This window comes from Psychrobacter sp. S4(2024) (assembly GCF_036861305.1).
Taxonomy (GTDB): Bacteria; Pseudomonadota; Gammaproteobacteria; order Pseudomonadales; family Moraxellaceae; genus Psychrobacter; species Psychrobacter cryohalolentis.
Genome location: NZ_JAZAQR010000002.1, coordinates 167,317 through 190,618, shown reverse-complemented (window position 1 = coordinate 190,618; position 23,302 = coordinate 167,317). Strand labels below are relative to the sequence as shown.

The 23,302-nt window shown below is 41.8% G+C and carries 17 protein-coding genes; 10 read left to right on the top strand and 7 right to left on the bottom strand.

Features of this window, described 5'->3' with window-relative positions; all coding sequences use genetic code 11:
- Positions 1–276 precede the first annotated feature (276 nt).
- From mutM to cysM, 5 genes are all read right to left on the bottom strand, one after another.
- Positions 277–1,200 carry a bifunctional DNA-formamidopyrimidine glycosylase/DNA-(apurinic or apyrimidinic site) lyase gene (gene mutM / locus VLA57_RS05725; RefSeq protein WP_133103756.1) on the bottom strand — a complete coding sequence of 308 codons (924 nt, stop codon included), beginning with the start codon at positions 1,198–1,200 and terminating at the stop codon, positions 277–279.
- A gap of 39 nt (positions 1,201–1,239) precedes the next feature.
- Entirely contained in the window at positions 1,240–3,780 is a 2,541-nt protein-coding gene (locus tag VLA57_RS05720) for a RelA/SpoT family protein (protein WP_333954538.1), read from the bottom strand.
- A gap of 368 nt (positions 3,781–4,148) precedes the next feature.
- On the bottom strand, positions 4,149–5,690 hold the full coding sequence (gene rlmD, locus VLA57_RS05715) for a 23S rRNA (uracil(1939)-C(5))-methyltransferase RlmD (RefSeq protein WP_333954537.1): 1,542 nt from the start codon (positions 5,688–5,690) through the stop codon (positions 4,149–4,151).
- 158 nt (positions 5,691–5,848) lie between these two features.
- The gene (locus VLA57_RS05710) at positions 5,849–6,664 is read right to left on the bottom strand and encodes a 3'-5' exonuclease (RefSeq protein WP_201530800.1); all 816 of its coding nucleotides are present in this window, start codon (positions 6,662–6,664) and stop codon (positions 5,849–5,851) included.
- Between the two features lie 87 nt (positions 6,665–6,751).
- A complete protein-coding gene (cysM, locus tag VLA57_RS05705; RefSeq protein WP_201530798.1) occupies positions 6,752–7,708 on the bottom strand; it encodes a cysteine synthase CysM in 957 nt (318 codons plus the stop codon).
- 402 nt (positions 7,709–8,110) lie between these two features.
- On the opposite strand from cysM, the gene VLA57_RS05700 reads away from it, so the two are divergent.
- The 10 genes from VLA57_RS05700 (at position 8,111) to tsf (ending at position 21,199) form a co-directional block, all read left to right on the top strand.
- Positions 8,111–11,620, top strand: coding sequence for an ATP-binding protein (locus VLA57_RS05700; RefSeq protein ID WP_333954536.1), 3,510 nt, complete (start codon positions 8,111–8,113; stop codon positions 11,618–11,620).
- Positions 11,621–11,746: 126 nt separating this feature from the next.
- Complete coding sequence (locus tag VLA57_RS05695; protein ID WP_011512751.1) at positions 11,747–12,559, top strand: crotonase/enoyl-CoA hydratase family protein; 813 nt, start codon at positions 11,747–11,749, stop codon at positions 12,557–12,559.
- A gap of 197 nt (positions 12,560–12,756) precedes the next feature.
- Positions 12,757–14,016 (top strand): multidrug effflux MFS transporter, encoded by a 1,260-nt coding sequence (locus tag VLA57_RS05690; protein ID WP_333954535.1) that lies wholly within the window; start codon positions 12,757–12,759, stop codon positions 14,014–14,016.
- 356 nt (positions 14,017–14,372) lie between these two features.
- Positions 14,373–15,257, top strand: coding sequence for a substrate-binding periplasmic protein (locus tag VLA57_RS05685; RefSeq protein ID WP_133103749.1), 885 nt, complete (start codon positions 14,373–14,375; stop codon positions 15,255–15,257).
- Between the two features lie 73 nt (positions 15,258–15,330).
- Positions 15,331–17,535, top strand: a complete 2,205-nt coding sequence (locus VLA57_RS05680) for an ATP-binding protein (RefSeq protein WP_333954534.1) — start codon at positions 15,331–15,333, stop codon at positions 17,533–17,535.
- Between the two features lie 20 nt (positions 17,536–17,555).
- Complete coding sequence (locus tag VLA57_RS05675; protein ID WP_011512755.1) at positions 17,556–17,918, top strand: response regulator; 363 nt, start codon at positions 17,556–17,558, stop codon at positions 17,916–17,918.
- A gap of 46 nt (positions 17,919–17,964) precedes the next feature.
- A complete protein-coding gene (locus tag VLA57_RS05670) occupies positions 17,965–18,414 on the top strand; it encodes a chemotaxis protein CheX (protein WP_020442730.1) in 450 nt (149 codons plus the stop codon).
- 41 nt (positions 18,415–18,455) lie between these two features.
- Entirely contained in the window at positions 18,456–18,905 is a 450-nt protein-coding gene (locus VLA57_RS05665) for a chemotaxis protein CheX (RefSeq protein WP_333954533.1), read from the top strand.
- A 358-nt stretch (positions 18,906–19,263) separates the two neighbouring features.
- Positions 19,264–20,058 (top strand): 30S ribosomal protein S2, encoded by a 795-nt coding sequence (rpsB, locus tag VLA57_RS05660; protein ID WP_011279657.1) that lies wholly within the window; start codon positions 19,264–19,266, stop codon positions 20,056–20,058.
- Positions 20,059–20,314: 256 nt separating this feature from the next.
- Positions 20,315–21,199: a translation elongation factor Ts gene (gene tsf / locus VLA57_RS05655; RefSeq protein WP_011512758.1), complete on the top strand. Its 885-nt coding sequence runs from the start codon at positions 20,315–20,317 to the stop codon at positions 21,197–21,199.
- Positions 21,200–21,331: 132 nt separating this feature from the next.
- Here tsf and VLA57_RS05650 read toward each other — a convergent pair whose 3' ends face one another.
- The gene (locus VLA57_RS05650) at positions 21,332–22,153 is read right to left on the bottom strand and encodes a lytic transglycosylase domain-containing protein (protein ID WP_133103747.1); all 822 of its coding nucleotides are present in this window, start codon (positions 22,151–22,153) and stop codon (positions 21,332–21,334) included.
- A gap of 448 nt (positions 22,154–22,601) precedes the next feature.
- Entirely contained in the window at positions 22,602–23,291 is a 690-nt protein-coding gene (locus VLA57_RS05645) for an LrgB family protein (protein ID WP_133105494.1), read from the bottom strand.
- Between the last annotated feature and the right edge of the window lie 11 nt (positions 23,292–23,302).

Here is a 23,302-nt window from a genome sequence, read left to right as displayed (position 1 = left end):
TAGTATGGTAAATAGCTGCTGCTATTTTTCCATAGAAATAGAAATATTGCGGCAACGACAGATAGCGTATATATTACGGTCAAATAAATGGTTTGCACTATTTATGTAAGTGCTAGCACTATTAAAGCAATATATAGGCTAATAAGCAACAAAAATGCGCAGCATATAAGGATATGTTTATGAATTGCTCTATTTTAATGACCAGTAGTTAAAGAGCGCCGAACTGGTCTATTTAAGTAAATATTGAAAAAAAATTAATATTGGAAAATCTAGAATCTAATTAATTGGCTGACAAGCAGGGCAGTAGACACTGGCACGTCCATTGAGCTTGATATTCTCTAAAACTGAATCACAGTGCGGACAAGTTTCACCTTGTCTACCATAGACATTCAAGGTCTGCTGGAAATAACCTGTTTGACCATCAGCAACCGTAAAATCACGTAGTGTTGAACCACCTAGCTTGATAGCTTTCTGTAAAATCGTTTTGATATGGGCGACTAAAATTACTATTTGGTCATATGATATCTTATTCGCTGGAGTAGCAGGATGGATGCCTGAGAGGTATAAGCTCTCAGTGGCATAGATATTACCAACGCCGACCACAGCTTGCTGCTCCATAATAACTGACTTGATGGCTCGTTTGATAGGCTGCTTTTTAAACGATTTGCTGTTTTGAGTCTGGATGGATTGTTCACTACGTTGGATAAGATAATACAAATACTCTGCTGTGAACGCATCTGATAATGGCTCAGGTCCTAAATGGTTTAGTAGTTTATCCCCGTAATCCTCAAGCCATAAGATAGAGCCGAAGCGTCTGGGGTCATAATAATGTAGCTGAGTTTGAGTATCGTCAGCGCCGATAAAACTCATAACCAAATGATCATGTTTGCGCTTATGGCTTGCGTGACTGTGTTGTTGCAAGCTACCTGACATCCCAAGATGAACCAAAAGCTGTCTCGGCTGTAAATTCCTAGGTTCAACAGAAGATGAAATGCCATCATCAGCTAGCGGTATAAAATTGAGGATTAAATACTTTGCCCGTCGCTCAACGCTGTCCAATGTATAATCAATCAAATCTGCTAAATTATCAGGCATCGACCAACGCAGCTTTGGTTGAAAGACTTGTACGTTGGTGACTTTTTGTCCTAATAAAGGCGTCAGACTGGTTTTTGTCGTTTCTACTTCTGGTAACTCAGGCATAATATTTTATAAAATCTCTATTAAGAATTAAAGGTATTATCAGGCAACAGCGCGGCGAGCATGTAAGATACCATGCTGCTGTTCAAGCTTAGCAAGTAACTTGGATAAATGTGCCAGCCCCGACACTTCAATATGAAACTTTAAAAAGGCAATATTATCATCATTGCTCAGAGTTTGAACTTGACGAATATTGACGTTTTCTTTATCAATAATTTGGGTTAAATCGCGTAATAAACCCCGCCTATCATAGGCCTCTATATGAATATCAACCGGCTGATAGCGACCAGATTTAATCTTCCAAGCTGCCTTGATTTCGCGTTCAGGATCACGTTCAATCAGGCGCAGATATTCAGGGCAACCACGATTGTGGACACTGACACCACGCGATAAAGTAATGTAGCCCGCGATAGGCTCACCGTGCACAGGGTGACAGCAGCCTGCCAAGCCAACTTCAATATTATCCAAGCCATCGATTTGGATTTTGTAAGCATCGAGCTTACCTGAATCTCTTTTATCGATAATAGGAGCAAAATCTTCTTCAGATCTTTCAGGCTCTAAATGCAGCTGACGAGAGATATGACTGGTAAGCTGATTTAGACCAATTTCTCCCGTCACCAAACCAACCACAATATCGTCGGTATTGTTGACATTAAAATGTTGCGTATAATCGTTTAAATCGATGCTGTTCGGATGTACCGATAGACGTTCAAGCTCTTTACTGAGCATCTGACGCCCGATTTCGATATTCTTATCGCGATCTTGTTTGTTAAACCATTGACGCAGTTTTGAGCGGGCACGATTGGTATGAATATAGCCTAGTGAAGCCACTAGCCAGTCGCGATTGGGCTCACGTGAAGATTTGGTGATAATCTCAACTTGCTCGCCCGTTTTGAGCTGATAAGTTAGTGGTACATAACGCTGATTGACCCGCGCTGCTTGGGCGCGGTTACCGACCTGCGTATGAACATAATAGGCAAAATCCAGCACAGTCGCGCCTTTTGGCAACTCCGTAATATCGCCATCACGACTAAATATGTAAATACGTTCGAGTTCATCAAAATCAACCAATTGCTCTTCTTCATCATATTCAACTTCCTCTAATTCATCACCGGTTGATAAAGATGAGCGCGGCTGATTATTGATAGACAGCAATTGACGTAAAGAACTGATTCGCTGATTAAGGTAATTGTCCTTTTTATTTTTGAGCCCTTCTTTGTAGTTGACATGGGCACACATGCCAAGCTCAGCTTCAAAATGCATCTCTTGAGTACGAATCTGTACTTCAAGCGATTTGTTTTCAGCGATGACCGCAGTATGGAGTGAGCGATAACCGTTAGATTTTGGATTGGTAATATAATCGTCAAATTGCTCAGGAATATAACGCCATAACCCGTGTACCAATCCTAGCACGTGGTAACAGTCTGAAGGAGTGGTGACCAATACTCGCAGCGCACGGATATCGTACAGCTGATCAAAAGACAATCCTTTAAGCTTCATTTTTCGATAAATAGAATAAATGTGCTTCACGCGTCCTGAAACTTCGCCTTCAATACCAGATTCTGCTAAAGACTCGTTCAGTCTATCTTGTACACGCTGGATATAAGACTCACGCTCGCTACGCTTTTCTGATAATAGTTTGGCAATTTCTTTATAACGATCAGGGGCAAGGTAGCGAAAGGCTAAATCTTCAAGCTCCCATTTCAGCTGGGCAATACCCAAGCGATGTGCCAATGGCGCATAAATAGTCATGACTTCACGCGCCACGCGAGCTTGCCGAATTTCATTGGAAAAGGTCAGCTCGCGCATAGCAAAAGTGCGTTCAGCAAGCTTAATCAGTACTACTCGAACATCGTTGGTGACTGAGATCAGCATGCTATAAATATTCGATAATTGATCCCGCTGATTATTTACGAAGTGATCTTCTAAGCGCTTATTGCTTTCGATAATCTCAGACAGTTGTCCCATCGCCAAGGTATCTTTAACCAAGGTTGAGATATCGGTGCCAAACTTTTTTTCGATTTCGCTAAGACTAATAATCGATTTGCGCGCACTGCGATAGAGCATGGCAGCGACAAGGGCATCTTCGTCTTGATAAAGGTAAGTTAAGATATCAGTCATGCCGATACCAGTCACGTAAGCGCCCGAACGCTCCGATTCACTGGTATTCATGTGATTACGGACGAATGCACAGGCAGCGCTAAGATTGGGTACTGAATCTTGCCCAATACGCTTTGCAACATTATCAAGCCAAGTAGGTACATCAATATTGATTTGATTTAAATCTAACGCTTCAAGCTCTTGCTGTGAAAACGCCTCGGATTCATCAAGGATTTTATCCCTTAGATAGTCATTTTCAAGATTTGAGTCATGACTGTAGTAGGCGTAATTAACAGAGCGATCAAAGGTAGTATGGAGTTTATGAGTGGCAAGTTGATACTTGATATCTAGTGGGATTTGAGCATAGCTATTGGCAGACTGGTGCGAGCGTTGACTCGCGACCAGTTGCGCTGCCAAAGTTGCACTGTCGGCTTGCGTGGTTTGTCCATCTACCAGCGGTAATCCTTCACGAATTTTTACCATTGCCCACTCCTCTTAGCTATTTTGACTTGATAATAACGCCATCTACAATGCTAGAGCTAAACATGAGCTTGCTATCGATAAATGGTCAGTTATAAATCAATACAGCCGCTAAAAAATCCATTTTTTAGCAGCTATAAAATCAATTATAGGGATCTTGCATAGAATTATGAGCGCTTAGACTCACTATGTTTTATAAATAATAAAAACAGTGACTATTATTATCGCATGTTGCGATGACAAATCAAGCAAGGCTCTGTAATGATAGCGTTAGCCGCATGTGCGAGTAACGCAGATATCATTCTTAAATTGCAGCTATTAACGCCTCTAAAAATCATAGGTTAATACTACACTCTGCCATTACATACGGTTTAAGCAGATACTTTTTCAAAGCGCGCGATGGACTCAACGTGACCAGTATGACAAAACATATCCATGACGCCAGCGTGAGTCAAACGATAACCTTGTTCAAGCAATGCTTTGGTATCGCGAGCAAGTGTAGCAGGATTACAGGAGACATAGACAATCCGCTCGGCGTTAAACTTAGGCAAATATTGCATAATCTCCCACGCGCCAGAACGCGGTGGATCGATAAGCAGCGCATCAAACCCTTGGTTAGCCCACGGTTTGTCCGTACAGTCATGCGTCAAATCTTGGCTATAAAACTCAGTGTTATTAATGCCATTACGGCGCGCGTTATCAGCGGCGCGTGCAGTCATAGCTTCACTGCCTTCAACACCAACGACCGAGCCGGTTTCACCAACCAAGCGCGCGAGAGGCAGGCTAAAATTGCCTAAACCGCTAAATAAATCTAGAACGCGTTCACCTGCTTTTAAATCAAGCAAGTCACAAGCAAGCTTGGTCATTTGACGATTCACCGACAGATTAACTTGGGTAAAATCGGTAGGAATAAATTCAAACGTCAAATCATACTCTGGTAATTGATAATACAAACGTCCAAACTGCTCGCTTAAATCATCTGTATCCCTCAAGGCAATACGTTGGATACTATCCGCACCCTTTGATTGTAGATACAGCTGCCAATTACGTGCTGCAAAAAATACTTTTAGCTTATCAATATCACCATCTGATAACGGTTCAAGATTACGCACAATTAGCGCGACTGGCTGATCGCCATCAGGCAGCTCTGGTAAATGCTCGCCCATTGCCAACTCAAGCTGAGCAATCTTGTCACGGCTATCTAAAATACTAATAAGGGTTTTTAAGTTTTCAATCTCAAAGCCAATACGCGGATCTAAGATATGACACTCATTTAACTCTGCCAAGAAATTACTTGAACGCTCGCGAAAGCCGACCAGAGCCGTTTCTTTTTTGACCACATAACGTACGCCCAGTCGGGCTTTGGTACGATAACCAAGGCGATCACCGACTACTGGCTCAAGCCAATGGTCAGGTGCCACATTGGCTTGATGGACCAACATCTCAGCAAGGACAGATTGCTTAAATGTAATTTGTGCATCTGGCTGCCAATGCTGCAAATTACAGCCACCGCAAACACCAAAATGCGGGCAGGGTGGTACAACGCGCTCAGGGTTTGGATTGGCAGTGATGCTCACCGCATCGCCCTCTTCAAAGCTCGTGCGGCTATTGGTAATCTTGACCAACGCACTTTCACCTGGCAGGGCAAAGCTGACAAAGATTTTTTTGCCATGCTTGTCTGTGATATGACCATCAGTTTCACCAAAGCCATTACCGTATACCGCAACGCCGCGCCCATCATGTGACAAGCCATCGATGGTAAAGGGGAGTGGCTCAGCATCTTTTAGACGACGACGCGTCTTTGATGATGGCTTAGATTTTTTCTTACTAGGCGGAATCGTAATCGTTTGCGTCTCATTTGCCTGTTCGGTTACATCTACGTTGGTAAGCGTCTTTGAATCGGTGGGTTGCATAAACCTGCCTATAAAATGAAGGTGTTAAAAATAATAGCAATTTTAACATATAAAGCTGCCAAGGTATTAGGCGCTCACAAAGTAAAAAAGCGGTGATTATAAAACTATAATCACCGCTTACATGTATCGTTCATCAATATATCAACTGGCTAAAATTGCTAGCTGATAAGCCAGTCATTCAAAAATGCCTGATGACGTGGCGTGCCATCTACTTGGGTAAATTTGGTTAAATAATCACGGCTTTGCTGCTGCCAAACGGCAAAATCTGGTAAGGATAGCTGACCGGTCAGGCGCAGCCAACGCAGGTATATTAACCAAGTATTCATCACATCAGACTCGCAATATATTGACAGCGTTTGCCAGTCATTATTGCTGACAAGCTCGCCGACCATACTGCCATCAACATCTGTCTTACCGGGCAAGCCATATAAGCTAGCAACGACATCCATAGCCTCGCGGCGGCTGGCACCGTATTGGCTAAATCGATCCATCAAGTCAATATGGCGCGTATGGAAGCGATTGACATAGTTATCAAAACGCATGTTTTTGATACGCTCACCTTCTTCAAATAACCAAGGCGCTGCCAAATCATATTGCATGGCACGATAAATAAGTACAGGAATGTCAAAACCTGAACCATTCCAGCTAATCAGTTTAGGCAGTTTTGCAATATCATTAAAGGCGCGAAAAAACTTGGCAAGAATCTCTTCTTCGCTAAATTTGTCTGCAGTAAGGGAAAATAATGAAAAAGTACCATCCTTAATATATAGAGCAGAGATACAGACAATGCGCTGTAATGGCAAACGCATGAAATCATGCCCGGCTTCTTGTATACGGATGGCAGTTAACGCACTGAGTGTATCTGCATCATTGAGCTTAGCCAATTGCGGATAGATACGGCGGGCAGCATCGGTATCTGCAACCGTTTCAATATCAAAAACCAAAATAGGGTCAGACGAAAAAGCTTGTGACATAGAGGTTTCTACCTGATTATTGTCTTACTACACTGCATTAAACGCACTGACCGCATCAACGACATTGTCAGCGATTTATAAATTATCTTAGTTTACATTATCTAAGCTATCATCAACATTATATAAGCCGGTCGATAAATAACGATCACCACGGTCACAGACGATAAAGGCAATGACGGCATCAGGATTTGCCTTAGCAACTTGTGTGGCTGCCCATGCTGCTGCACCTGATGAGACGCCCGCAAAAATCCCTTCGGTTTTAGCAAGCTTACGCATATAAACCTCAGCGACGCGCTGATCGATATCCATAATCTCATCGACTAATTCGGCATCAAAAATCCCTGGCATATAAGCGGCAGGCCAGCGGCGGATACCAGCGATAGCTGCATCCTCATCAGGCTGTAGCCCGATGATTTTGACGTTAGGATTCTGTTCTTTTAGATATTGTGCCACGCCGGTAATGGTGCCTGTGGTACCCATAGAGCTGATAAAATGGGTAATTTTACCGCCTGTTTGCGCCCACAGCTCAGGACCTGTAGTCAGATAATGCGCCTGTTTATTATCAGGGTTATTAAACTGATCTAAGACAATACCTTTACCGTCCGTTTGCATTTGTAATGCCATGTCGCGCGCGGCTTCTATCCCTTCTTCTACCTCAATCAGCGTCGCACCATAAGCCGTCATGGCATCTTTACGCTCTTGGGTTGAGTTGCTTGGCATAAACAAGGTAATCGGATAGCCACGCATAGCCGCTACCATGGCTAATGCAATACCAGTATTGCCACTGGTTGCCTCAATCAACATGTCACCCGGCTTAATATCACCGCGTAGCTCCGCTTGATAAATCATATTAAAAGCAGGGCGGTCTTTGACAGAACCAGCAGGATTATTACCTTCAAGCTTGGCTAGCATGATAGCACCATTGTCAATCTGCTCTTGTTCAGGTAAGCGCTGCAATTTGACTAATGGCGTTTGACCGACGCAATCAGCAAGGTCAGTAATTTGAGTAATAAAATTGGCGTTTGACTGAGCTGTAGCGGACATAAAGTATCCTTAATAGTATCTATTTTTAAAGTAGTTTAACGCTATAGTAAAGTGCTATATATTCGGCAATACTTTGAGGTAACGGCAGCGTTTTTATTATTTGATAAGATTATGGTATTAAAGTGTTAAATAACCATGTTTTTATAAATGCGTCAATAATAAGTCAATACATCGTGACTGTCAGGTATTTATTATGGAAAATAAAAATTTGCGACATTGTATCATCTTGTTTTTGATGGCGCTTAACGCAGATAGCTTTATCTATGATTGTCTAACAGCGGCTAATGGAATCCTGTTAAGATAATCACAAGCTATATAGTCGTTAATAGATGATACCTAAGCGGTCAGTCAAAGTATTGTAAAATGCCAGTAACAAAAACAGTAGTGGAGATGGTGCCCAGTATGGCTTACAAAAAACGTTTTGATACCAGTAGTGCCTATGGTCAGCTGGTCATATTGGTATTTTTGCCCATCTGTTTACTCGCAGCAGTGGGCGGTATCTTGGTGTTTTATGAAACCATGCGTGCCAGTAATTCAGAGCAAGCAGTGTTGGCTGAGGCGGTACTTATCCGCTATTCACCTACGATTGCAGAGATAATACCTGAGCTGTTAGAGCAAGATGCTGCCAAGATACAGACTTCAGAAAATAATAATGAAAACGCTGATGACGATAATAATAAAGTCTCGCAAGCTGCGATTGCAAAGTTAGAAGGCATCCAAGATAAACTCAGACGTATGCGGGCAGAGCAACATGTTCAGCGTATCGCTATTGTCAATCAGAGCAACGACATACTTGCGACAGTTGGCTATGGTACGGAAGAGGCGTGGCCTGCAATCGATCCATCAGAGCGTTTTTTAGCGCAAAAATCCACTCCTATCGGTACCGCTTACGGCAGTATATTAGGTGAATTTGAGGGTCAAACACTGTGGTTATTAGTCGATATGGATAGTGAGCCGCTTTATATTGCGCGCTATCGTATCGCTATGGCATTGGTGATTACCGGTTTGTTTACGTTATTAATTCTACTACTAAGTTTAAACATTTATTCAAAACGTTGGATTGCGCCGATTTATGAGCTGCGGCTGCAATTACAGCGTACTCACGTCGATAATCTTTATCAGCCTATCCCCGTTGAGTCGAATGGTGAGCTAAATCTATTACAACAAGACTTGGTGAGAACATTACGCCGTTTGTATGTCAGTTTCCAAGAGCTGAAAGAACATGCGGAGCAGACCGAAGATGATTTGCGTCTTGCTTTTGATGAAATGGAGATGCAAAACATCTCTATTCGTAATGCGCGTGATGCGGCAATCTCAACCAGCCAAGCCAAATCAGCGTTTTTAGCCAATATCAGTCATGAGCTGCGTACACCGCTCAATAGTATTGATGGTTTTATTAATTTGCTCGCGCGTCACGGTGAGCTTAATCCCGAACAAGACTTGTATGTACAAACCATCCGTAAATCGTCTGCGCACTTATTGGCATTGGTCAATGATGTGCTTGATTTCTCTAAAATCGAAGCGGGCAAGTTGGTACTAGATCGCCATGAGTTTGATCTTTATGACACTATCTATGATGTGGTCGATATGCTGTCGCCAGTGTCTGCAGAAAAAGGTCTGCGAATGGCGGTATTGTTTTACAACGATGTGCCAATGCGTATCAATGGTGATGCGCTGCGCCTCAAACAAGTACTAACCAATATTGTTGGTAATGCGATTAAATTCACTGATAGCGGTGACGTGGTGGTGCGCGTCAGCTTAGATGACTATCAAGACAATTATTTGATGATTAGCGTGCAAGACAGTGGTAAAGGCATCTCGCTGTCTGATCAAAAAATGCTCTTTCAAAGCTTTAGTCAAGGAGATCCATCCATCACGCGTCAATATGGTGGCACAGGATTGGGTCTGGTCATCTCTAAACAATTAACACGGCTGATGGGCGGCGATATTGGTTTCTATGACAATATGCAAGAGAATATTTCCAATCAAGGCGCGACGTTTTGGTTTCGTATGCCAGCCCATGTTGATGTGGTAGAGGCAGCGACAGGACAAACCATTGAGCTGCCTGTATTGGCACCATTGGCAAGTGCGACTGATGAATTTAATGTTCTTATTTGGATTAATCATACCGCGTCTATACAAGTACTGAAAGCTAGTCTGCATCATTTGCCTATTAAGCTAACCCAAGCCAATTCTTTGCCAGGTTTGCTTGAATCGTTAAAAGAGCGTGGTAATTATTGGGACTGGGTCATCGTTGATGATGATACCCAAGACGATATGATGGCGCTGCTTAAGCAAATCCGTTTACATTATCAAGGTAAACTGGCCGTCTTTGGTTATCAAGTTGCCGCTGATCAAGCACTACTCAATCGTTACCATGCCAATATCTTGTATGAGCCATTAGACAAGAGACAGTTGTATGCCATGCTAGATACGCAAAAGCGTAGTGTACCTACTGGTATTGCAGAACCACGTTGGAAAGGCGTTACCGTATTGGCAGTTGACGATCATTTGCCAAACTTACTGGTGCTTGATGCGCTGCTGAGCGAGCTTGGTATTCATGTTATTACGGCCAGTAACGGATTTGATGCGATAGAGCTAATCAGTAAACAACAAGCGAAAAATATCAAAGCTACTAAAACTGAAAAACAAAGCCTGTCGAAAAAAACTCAAATCTCAAAAGCGGTCACGCGAGATGATGTCAGTAAATCAGCGGTTAGCACGTTACATATCGAAGACGTAACGATAGAAGAAAAGGGTAACGCACAACCTAAAGATAGGATCGATCTTATCTTTATGGATATTCAAATGCCACGTATGTCAGGGCATGAGGCGGCGCGACAAATCCGTAAGATTGAAGCAGCAGATAGTCATATTCCCATTATTGCACTGACTGCACATGGGTTGGCAGACGAGCGAGATAAATTAATCGCTAGTGGTATCAATGATTATGTCGGTAAGCCTATTAGCCAGCCGCAGCTGCTACAAGTATTACAAAAATGGCTTGGACGTAATGCGTCGTCATCACCATTAACGGCAGAAAATGATGAGCATCCACAAAATCTTGGCATAGCAGGTGACTTACAAGTATTAGAGTCAAAAACCATTGACGCTCAAAGTTCTAATGTACCAAATATGATGCTGCAACCTTCCTCATCTGCGCCTAAAAATGCAGCGCCGCCTACCTATCAAATGATTCGAAGCGAGCAGGTTCAGAGTTATAAACCTATCAAGATGAGCAATGAGAAAAGAGTGAAGCGACCTCTGTCACTGAAAAAAATCCGTGATGACTATCTGCGTGATAGTCAACCACGTGAAGACTATCGACGTGAAAACCTGCGCGAAACGCAGCCACGCTATGAAAACCTGCGTTTTCAAGAACAAGGGCAGGCGGCATTTGGTACGCGTTCTATTCAAACGCTCGATGATAATAAAGATGAACTATCAGTCAGTACTGTGTATCTGCAAAACGATAATAACTTAAATGCTTCTTTATTTAATACCTTGGATATTCTAGATTGGCAAGATGCATTGACGCGCTCAGCCAATAAGCCAGATCTTGCTGCCAAGCTAATCATTATGATGCTTGATACCATTAATGAGGAAAAACAAGCATTGACGCAAGCATGGGAGGCACACAATCGCAGTATGCTCGCGCAAATCGCTCATCGGATATTGGGCGGCAGTCGTTATACGGGCGTGCCACAACTGCGCCAAGCCAGCCAAGATTTAGAAGATAAGTGTTTATTAAATATCCAGCATACCACGCCTGCACAGTTTGCAATGTTAGAGCCTTATTATGAGGCTTTATTAACCGCTTTGAATAATTTGCAAACGCTTGATTTGTCTGCTTATCCGCAGCTTAATTACCATCGTCTAAGTGAGAACGATATGACTTGGAAAATGATTTAAGGAAAAGTTTTATGATACTAAGAGCTAACGATATCGTGGCAGTCAGTTATTGATAAGGTAGGAGATAGGCAAGGCTGTTAATATCACTCTATATATAAGCTATTATTTCAATTATTAAGGATGATTATGCACACTATCGCCACCTACCAATATGAAACACTGCAAGTTAGCGCGACTGATGATATTTTAACCGTGACAATCAATCGACCTGAGAAAAAAAATGCCATGAGTTTTAAAGTGGTCGAAGAGTTGATTGCGGTAGCCGGTCGCATCAGTAAAGACAAAACGATACGTGCAGTGATTTTAAATGGCGCTGAAGGTACCTTCTGCGCAGGGATTGACTTGGGCGACTTAAATCACCCCAAAAACCAAGTTTTTGCGCTATGGGAGCTGATCAAACCTTGGCAAAGCTCATTTCAGCGCGTGTGCTTAGTATGGCGCGATGTCCCAGTACCTGTCATTGCCGTACTTGAAGGATATTGTATCGGTGCAGGCTTACAGCTGGCGCTGGCATGTGATATTCGTATCAGCCATCCTGATTGTAAATTGGCTATTATGGAAGCTAAATGGGGACTAGTACCAGATATGGGCTTGACGCAATCTGGTTTTGGCGTGGTACGAGCTGATATCCTAAAAGAGCTGGCAATGACAGCCCGTATCGTTAGTGCAGAGCAGGGCAAAGAGCTAGGATTGGTCAGTCATTGCAGTGAGACGCCACTTGAGCAAGCGCAGCAACTTGCTGCTGAATTTGCTGAACGGTCACCAGATGCCGTGCTGGCAAGTAAACGCGTTATCAATGCCATGTTTGAACAATCTGCGACTACTTTATATATAGAAAAAGTCTGGCAATTAAAGATGATGTTCGGTCGCAATCGTAAACTTGCCCTTAGAAAAGCGAAGCAAGCCAGTACTGTATTTGGCAAGCGCCAGTTCCGTTAATACAGTTTAGATAGCTTATTGTTTTAAATGACTTCATCTTATTTCAAACGAACCATTGTTTTATTGATTAAAGTTTGTTTTATTAACGTGAGACCTCTATTGAAATATAGGCAGACAGTGCGATATAAGACTGTCTGCTTGCGTAGCGGTTCGTCGATAAAAATAAAATAACAATCACTAGATCAAATGGTTTAACTATGTCTGCTCCAAAATCCCCCCTTCCTAATAAACCGCTTGCTGCTGACCGCGTGCGCTCTGCCGATTTACCTGTCGCATGGATTATGATGCTGGGTCTTATCGTTGCGGTAGGACCTTTATCTATTGATATGTATCTGCCAGCGTTACCATCGATGGCGGATGACTTTGGTGTGTCGACTGCCTTTATGGCAAACTCCGTACCTGCTTACTTTGTCGGATTGGTATTTGGTCAATTGTTTTATGGTCCCTTTAGTGACCGCGTTGGCCGCGTCAAGCCTTTATATATAGGCATGGTCTTATATGTGATTGCCTCTATTATTTGTGCAACCACCAACAATGAATACGTGTTATTCGCTGGTCGTACCTTGCAAGCGCTCGGTGCTTGCGTAGGGGCAGTGGTTACCCGTGCTGCGATTCGAGACCGTCTAACCGCTAAGCAAACGGCAAAAGCGTTTTCTATCATGATTTTGGTAATGGGCTTAGCGCCGATACTAGCACCATCACTTGGCGCAGTATTTTTGCAGTATTTTAGTTGGCATTCTATCTTTTGGTTTTTGGCGGCTTTTGGCACGTTAAATTTATTACTGACTAAATTTTTCTTTTTTGAGACCCTTAGCGAAGAAAACCGCACTGTGCGTCCTGCCAAAGAGATACTCAGTCAATATTGGGATTTGCTGAGAGATCCCACCTTTAACTATCCGGCGATTGGCGGCGGGTTATTGATGGGTGCAATGTTCGTTTATATCAGCTCAGCCTCTGAACTTATCATGGATACCTATGGCATGTCAGCCACACATTTTGGCTGGCTCTTTGGTATGAATGCTGCAGGCTTTGTGGCATTGACGCAGCTTAACCAATGGCTGACCAATCGCTTCCGTATTTTGAGTATTTTACGTTTTGGTGCGATGATGCAGGTCATCTCAGCAGGGGCTCTATTTAGCCTCGGTATTGTATTTGGCACGGATGCTTGGTTGCCATTGGTCTTAGTCTGTATTTTCTTTTGTATCTCAGGTCTAGGTTTGACACAGCCCAACGCTTCAGCGATTGCGCTTGCTTTTCAAAAGCGCCGTGCTGGTATGGCCAGTGCGCTACAAGGCTCGCTTATGTTCTCAGTAGGTATCTTTGGTGGATTGTTATTAAACTTATTCCCCGTCAATCCAGTACTGAAAATCGGTATCGCAATGTTTGCACTGATGAGTCTTGGTTGCTATTTAATTTGGCAAATAGATCGTAATTTGGATTTAGATAATGCAGATTAATTAACTGACAAATTCTATTTATTAATATTCATCAGTAAAAAAGCATTCAGTACATATTCATCGTCTGAATGCTTTTTTTTATGCTTTTTTATTCATTGTTAATAATATCTATTTTTGGTACAAGCCTCAGTACGCTTAGCTGTATAGGCAAAAATCTCGAACCTGCTTTATATATCGTATATACATTTCTAGTTATATATAAACAATTGTTTGCCTTGACAAAACAAAGTGATTGCAATGACTGAGTTGCTCAATTATTATCCAAGGTAATTTTCTGTAATCAAGTGTTTTTTATACCTTGCTTAAAATTACAGAATTGATTTTTTTAGAATAAAATCGAGGCTTAAGGATAAGAGATGAAACTATTATATCGAGCATTACCGATTATATTGAGTGTAGGCTTATTTGGGTGTGGAAATTCTTCTACTCAAGACAACGCTAATGCAGCTGGCGCAACAGTAACGGAACATAAAGACAGTTTTGTCAGTAAGCTGCCTGATTCAGCGCCAGTAATTAAAGTTGGAACTGAGGCAAATTACGCACCTTATGAGTTTAAAGATGAATATGGAAATGTAACTGGTTTTGATATAGAGCTTATGCAGTATATAGGGGAGGATCAAGGTTTTAAGGTTGAAGTCTATAATGATCCTTGGGAAGGATTATTTGATAACCTAGACAGTAAAAATCGTGACATGATAGCTGCTGGCCTGACGTACAGTACTGAGAGAGCCAATAAATATCTCCTCTCTGATGCTTATGCCCCTCTTCCTACAAGCCTTGTATATTTAGATGAATCCTTAAATATACAATCATTAAATGATCTTAGTCGATTACGAGTTGGTGTGTTAAGTAATTCAGAACCGTATGAATACTTTATGCAAGGAAATTATCAACTTGGTGCTTTAGAACAATATCCCACAACATTTGCAGCAGTAGAGGCGATGGCACAAGATAAGGTCGATGCTGTTGTAGATGATTCAGGTGTGTTGCGCTACACATTGAATGATCTACCAACCCTCAAGCCACAATATTTTGATTATGAAGATATTAAGGCAAATGGTGCTCGTAAAGTATTTTTAATTAATAAAAACCAACCCGATTTACTTAAAAAAGTGAATTTAGGACTAAAAGAACTAAGAGAAGATGGTACTTATGCAAAGCTAACGACCAAATGGTTCGGGACAGATCTAACCAAAGCTTCATTACAACAGCAAGTGATACTACAAAAACCACAAGTGTAATGGGTTATGGAACGTATTATCTTTAAATAAACAGTAAATATAAATTTATCTATTAAATTCAAAGGAATATGCTATGACTGTCTTAAATCCAAGCGGTAATTCCCGTTATCGTGGCTTGATTTTATCAATTGCTGCCTTTTTGGCGTTGATTGGAATATTACTTGCATTTACATTTTATACTTCAAGTGTTCTTGAGCGTAATACTACGCTAGTAAATATATCTAATAAAACTGCTAATAATGCACAATCTATTATTAAGGATTTGTTTGATTTACAAAGTAGTATAGGCGAGCATATAAACTCTCCTCATCAAAAGCGTGTGAGAGAAAGGCTAGATTATAACACTAAAGAGATTGATCAACTGCTAGTCAGCATGCGTGAGGGTTCAGAGTATACGGATGTCGTTGGGAATGTATATCAGATTCCAAGTATCAAAACGCCCACTGAATTAGCAGCTTTAGAAGAAGCCCAGCAAGATTGGAGTATTCTAAAACCACTAATTACTAATTATCTTAAAGATGCGAGCGAAATTAGAATTGATTCTTCAGACGAGTTGGCATTAGCTTATGAGCAAGCAAAAACTTCTAGTTTGCGTATGAACGATGCATTAGAACAGCTAACAAATGAAGTTTATGAAGAAACGGCACGCCAAGCAAGTACTATCCGACTTATTCAGGTATTGGGTGTTGCAGCTATTTTTGCTTACTTCCTAATTTTCGTCTTTTTCTTTGTACGTCGTCTGCGTGATACCGATGCTGAAGCGTTGGCCGCTCGTCGTGAAACGCAAGAAATTATGGAAACGGTTAATACCGGCCTGTTCTTGTTGGATAAGGATTTGAATATTGGTCAGCAGCATTCTCGCGCACTTAATGGTATTATTGGTGAGGATAGGTTGGCAGGAGAAAACTTTGCCGATGTACTGCGTGGCCGTATCTCAGACAAGGATTTGAGAACCACCCGTCAGTTTATCGAGCAGTTATACAACCCACGTGTCAAAGAAAAGCTGGTTGATTCTTTGAATCCTTTGCATAAAGTCATGCTACACAATGCGTCTGGAGAAGAGAGTACCACCAGTCGCTTCTTAGACTTTAAGTTTTCACGTGTTTATGAAGATAAAGACATTGCCCGTATTTTGGTCAACGTCAATGACGTCTCAGATGCCGTTTATTTAGAGCAGCGTCTAGAGAAAGAACGCTCGCAAAATGACATGCAGATTGAGATGTTGACGACCATCTTAAACGTGAATCCAAAAATTATTAATGAGTTCATTAGTAATACCAAAGCTCACATCGATAAGATGAACAATATCCTGAAAAATCCTGGTAGCTCGCAATTTGAGCTAGAAGGGAAGCTAAAAGCGATTTATCGTGAAATGCATAGCCTAAAAGGTGAGGCATCTGCGCTTAAACTGCATAGCTTTACCAAAATCGCATCAGATGCTGAAGATAAGCTTGATGCGCTGCAAAATCAAGGCAAGCTGTCGGGTAATAACTTCTTACCGCTCGCCGTGCATTTGGATGACTTATTGAGCCTATCGAATACCATTGAAACGCTAGGTGAACGTATCAATCAGGCAGCGCCAAAAGCTAACAATAATGCAAAACCTGTAATGTCAGTAAAGACTGTACCACAACCAAGTGTTGTCCAAGCTCAAGTAGCAGACGTTGCTACCACTAACATAAATGTCGATGGCGGTAATGAAATCGATTTGAGCGATGAGTCAGATGACGAGCATCTATCTTATTACCAAGATTTTGCTAAAGATATTGCTATTAGACAAGGCAAGAAAATACAGCTTAACGGCCATAATTTAGCACATATAAATATCCCTGAACGTCTCAAACAACCGATCAAAGAAATCAGTATTCAGTTGCTACGTAATGCAGTGGTACATGGTATTGAATCACCTGAAGCGCGTCAGTCAGCGGGCAAGTCTGCCATCGGTAGCATTGATTTAGAAATGCAACGTGACAGTCAAAACTTAATCATCGCACTGCAAGATGACGGTCAAGGTATTGATTATGAGGGCATTCGTCATAAGCTGATTGCTGATGGTCGTTTCACGCAAGAAGAGGCGAGTCAGATGACTCATGGTGATCTGCTCAAAACCTTGTTTGCTTCTGGTTTCTCGACCAAAGAACATGCCGATGAAGATGGCGGTCGTGGTGTGGGCTTAGACGTTATCAAGGCGTTGGTCAAAGAGCACAACGGTAAGCTGAATGTAAATACTGAGCTTGGGAAAATGACCCGTTTTGTCATTACCTTGCCAGCTGCGTAATTAAGGACAATAAAAAATCTATGTATAAATTAATGATCGTCGATGACTCAAATATCATTCGAAACCGTATTCAGCGCGCTTATGACTCGGGTCAATTCATGTTGGTTGCTACGGCAACCAGCGGGGTTCAAGCGCTTGAAAAGTTCAATATCCATCGTCCAGATGTGGTGACCATGGATTTGACCATGCCGCAAATGGACGGTCTTGAATGTATTGAAAAAATCATTGCTATCGACCCTGACGTTCGTATCTTGGTGGTCTCAGCCTTGTCTGACAAATCTACTGGCATTGAAGCGTTATCATTGGGCGCGAGTGGGTTCTTGTGCAAGCCTTTTTCAGAAGAAGAGCTGGTAGAGTCTTTGTATGAGTTGGTACAAGACTAATATTGTCCAATAATTTTAATAAATACCTTATTAAAGAACACACATTATGAAAGAGCAAAATTTACAAATTTTTGTGAGTATCATTACCAACTATTTTACTCAGTTTGGTAATGATGAGTTGGTGGTCGATACGCCTTACTTGTTAGAAAACCAACAGCCAAAAGTCCATGATTATACGGGCGTCATCGGTATATCAGGGGTGCAAAAAGGGGTGGTTTATTTTACGGCGACCACAGCGTTATTGAGCAGTATTCTAGACAGTATGGGCGAGATAGATAAAGGTGAGGACAATCTAGTCGATTTAGCAGGCGAGGTTGCCAATACGGTTTCGGGTAATGCCCGTCACGAGTTTGGTCCAGAATTTCATATCTCTGTCCCGTTTGTCTTTAAAGGCTCGCCGCAAAGTATCATTTTGCCTAAAAGTGGCCGTTCTTTTATCATTCCAGTGAGTTGGCGCAGTCAAATCGGAGAGATTGTGGTTTGTTTGCAAGATTGATTACACAACCCCGTGCTGATAACTATGGACGATGAACAATTATGGTTAATGTAGAAAAGTTAGGCATCTTTTTAAGTTCAATCAGTGCATTTTTTGCGCAGATTGATGCTGAGGCAGTGGTCATTGATACGCCTTACCTAAACAGTAATAAAAATGCTGTTGGTTATGATTATAGTGGCATGATTAAAATATCTGGACCGCTTGAAGGCTGTGTCTATGTCAGTGCCCCAAGCAATATGTTGCGTGAAGTTATCAAAGTGATGGGCGAGCCTGACTCTTCCATGACGATGATGAAAGACTTGTTAGGTGAGATGGCAAATACCATCTCTGGTAACGCTCGCACCGAGTTTGGTGCCGATTTTATTATCTCACCTCCTAAGATTATTGAAGGGATACCCAGTATTCCTTATCTGCCAAAAGACCGCCAAAGCTATGTAACGCCATTTACGTGGCGAGGCTATAAAGCAGTCATCGGTATCAGTATCGCTTAATCTTATTCCAAATTGATTAAAAAAACGACGTCTCACCGTCGTTTTTTTAATCATTATCATCCACTTAAACCTTATAATAGCGCTAGCAGTCGCTAAGCGTTATATGATAAAATACAGCCCAGCTATTTTTTATCATATAGTATTCTGTACGTTCAAATCGTAGCTCAGTTTTTAACCAACCCATCAACCAATGACACACACATCATGGCAAAAAATTGCTGGGTGTTTGGCGACTTGATTAATTTGCTTCACGGCTAGGTACTTCATTGATGATATACCTAACTCATAGCAGATGCGTGTCGCTAGATAGGCAGTTTTTGTGATGTGGAGGCATAACCCAACCAACAGGACATTTAACATGGCTACAAAGAATCCAACCAAAATCGAAATGCGCGACCTATTACAAGCCGGCGCTCACTTTGGTCACCAAACACGTTTTTGGAATCCAAAAATGGGTCCATATATTTTTGGTGCCCGTAACAAGATTCACATCATTAACCTTGAGCACACTGTAAAAGCGTTTAACGAAGCATTGACTTACGTTAACGGCTTAGCTGCTAAGAAAAACAAAGTATTATTTGTTGGTACTAAGCGCGCAGCTAGCGGCGTTATCGCTGAGCAAGCAGCACGTGCTGGCATGCCATACGTTGACCATCGCTGGTTAGGTGGTATGTTGACTAACTGGAAAACACTACGCCAGTCAATCAATCGTCTAAAAGAGCTAGAAAAACAAGCTGAAGACGGTACTTTCGCTAAGCTTACTAAGCGTGAAGCGTTAGAGCGTACTCGCGATATGGAAAAACTTGAGCGTTCATTGGGCGGTATCAAAGACATGGGCGGTCTACCTGACGCAATCTTCGTTGTAGACGTAGATCATGAAGCAATCGCTATCAAAGAAGCTAAAAACCTAGGTATCCCAGTTATCGGTATCGTTGATACTAACTCTAACCCTGATAACGTTGATTACATCATCCCAGCAAACGATGATGCTATCCGTGCTGTGACTTTGTACGTAACTTCTATGGCTGATGCAATCATCGCCGGTAAAGAATACGCACAAACTCAAGCTGGTGGTAAAGCTGAGCAAGAAGCACCTGCTACTGAAGAAGCAGCTGATGCTCAAACTGAAGAAGCTGCTACTCCAGCAGAATAAATCGCTGAGTAATACGGTTTGATGTTGTAAGGCTGCTTTGATAGTTTGTCTATTAACAGCCATATAACATGACTTATAGTATAGACAGCATAAAGACAAACAATAGGCATGATGTAGTATTACTCGTCATGCCTTATTGTTAAAGCGGATTTGTTAAAGTGGCGTTGTTAAGCCGCTATACAGAATTCAAGTGCGTTTAGATATCGTGCACTCCCATATATAATAATACTCACCTACATAATAAAAGGTAACTCTTATGTCAGAAGTAAAAGTATCTGCCAAAATGGTAAAAGAATTGCGTGACCGTACTGGTCTTGGCATGATGGAATGTAAAAAAGCGTTAGAAGAATCAAACGGTGATGTCGAAACTGCCATTGATAACCTACGTAAATCTGGTCAAGCAAAAGCGGCTAAAAAAGCGGGTAACATCGCAGCTGACGGCGCTATCATCATCGCTCAAGGCGACAGCAAAGCATTCTTGTTAGAAGTTAACTGCCAAACTGACTTCGTTGCAAAAGATGAAAACTTCGCTGCATTTGCAGAAACAGTAGCGAACCTTGCATTAGAAAACAATGTGACTGACGTAGCTGCTATCGCTGAATTGCCATATGGCAATGGTCAAACAGTTGAAGAAGCACGTGTATCTCTAGTACAAAAAATCGGTGAGAATATCCAAATCCGCCGTGTTGAAGTACTTGAAGGCGCTAACATTGCTGCATACCGCCATGGTCTACGTATCGGCGTAGTGGTATCTTATGAAGGTGGCAGTGCAGAAACTGGCAAAAACCTTGCTATGCACATCGCTGCATTCAACCCTGTTGCTGTTGCTGATGAAGACGTCGCTGCTGATCTATTAGCGCGCGAAAAAGACATCATTGAAGCAAAAGCACGTGAGTCTGGCAAGCCTGACAACATCGTTGAAAAAATGATCGAAGGTGGTCTACGTAAGTACCTAGAAGAAGTTACTTTATTACGTCAGCCATACGTTATGGACAATGAGAAAAAAGTTGGTGACGTACTAAAAGCTGAAGGCGTAAAAGTACTTGGCTTCAAACGTCTAGAAGTTGGTGAAGGCATTGAGAAGAAGCAAGAAGACTTCGCTGCTGAAGTTGCTGCAACTCAAGCACTAGCTAACAAGTAAGTTTTAAAATGCAGTAAGTACTGAGTTTGTTTTTGCTCAGTACTTATAGATTGTTTGAAATAAAAATCACAGACATAAAAAAGCCCGTTATTTATTTAACGGGTTTTTTATGTCTGTGATTTTTATTTTGGATTAACGCAATGCTAAATAAGCAGAGTTGGCATAGCTTGCGCTATTACTGTTGCTACTCGTGCCATAACTAACGTTTTGCATGCCACCGCCATTACTGGTATTGGCTGTATTGCTATTGTTAGCATTCATCGTATTACCAGATAGCCCTGAATCGTTTTTATACAGGCTATGATAGCGGCTCATCACACTTTTGACATAGTTACGCGTTTCTTTAAACGGTGGAATGCCATTATATTTATCGACGTTACCTTCACCTGCATTATAACCCGCGACCGCAAACTCGACGTTGTTGTTAAAGCGGCGCATCAGCCAAGCGATATATTTGGCAGAACCTTCAATATTATCAGCAGGATTCCAAGGGTTACTCACTTTAAATCGACGTGCTGTAGCTGGCATTAGCTGCATCAAACCCTGCGCACCAACTGGTGAGCGAGCATTGGGATTAAAGGCAGACTCAGTATGCATCATGGCTTTCATAAGTCCTGGATCGACACCGTGGCGCTGCGCTGAAGCCATAATATAGCTATCATAAGAGTTACGAGTACCGCTGCTGCTTGCAGAGCTGCTCCCATAGTCATTGCTATTACTGCTACTACCACCATCATATAGACTAGAATCTTTATAATAAGTGACTTTTACTTTTTTAGTAAATTTATCAAAATTACCACTGGGATTGACGTTAGTGAGAAGTACTTGTCCGCCTTTGTCTTTATAGATATACATATTGCCTGCTTGAGCAGCGATAGGTAGGCTAGATAGGGCAACGGCGGTGAGTAAAACGGGAGACAAGCAGCGGGTTATGAAAGGTGCAACATTTATCATAGGGTTATCACTTTTTATCGAGTAGTAGCAAATTGCCTTGCTTATGGACGCATTGGTTTGCGCAATAAAGCGGTTATCCTGTCTGCAATATTTCATAGTCACTAAGCTTAAGTGCTACAACGCAGAACCACGGTTAACAAAACCAATTGCAATAGATACAAAAAATAATAGTTGCTTACTATAACATATAATAACTTTTTACTACATCTGATTGCCCTGACAAGCTGGCCAAACAAACATTTAAATTGTAAAAATTTTTAATAAAATCAATATGGTATTGCAGTGTACCTTATTAAGTGCGAGGTCAGAAGTAGCGACATACCATTTACAGTGAAGGCAAAATAGAGGAGGGCTATTATCACTAATATTAGCCAAAAAGCATTGAAATACACGATGCATCTAAATATTCGCAGCCGTATTAGAATAGCAGTGCTGTATTAAAGGACTATTAAGCAGACAGTGCTGTGATAAATATAGGTACCCAGACAGCAGTGACCAAACCGTTCACTGCTAAGCCAAACGCGGCATATCTGCCCGCTGTATGACTGATTTGCCATGCTTCTACGGTGCCGAACGCATGAGCGACTAAGCCAAGCGCTAAGCCTTTGGCACGGTCATCTTCAATGCCAATAAATAAGAAACGCGCTAATGTCCCGCCAATGAGACCTGAAACGATAATAATTAGGTTTGCCATCGCTAGAGGTGCTTTGATTAAATCTGCGATGCTCAGACCAATCGGCGTGGTCACTGAACGACTGGCAAATGCTAATATCGTATCGTGACTGAGTGAAAATAGATAGGCTAATGACATCGGTAATAATGCGCCAATCAAACTCGCCATCGCTACAATCAAGACAAGTTTCTTGATGGGTAAACCTTTGAAATTCATGGCAGCCAAAGGTATTGCCAATAAGACAGTGACATAACCTAATAGATGGTCAAAAACGGGTTTGGCAACGGCGTAATAATTATTGTAATTCCATTGGAAAATGAATAGAAATATAACGACCAATACTAGTGCGGTAATGACCATCGGTAACCATGAAAGTTTGCGTGCCAATATGCGAGCAATTACATGGGCTGCTAAAGTCAGTAATATCGCCGCAAAGGTTGCCACAAACACATTATCAAAACTCATAAGATTCCTTT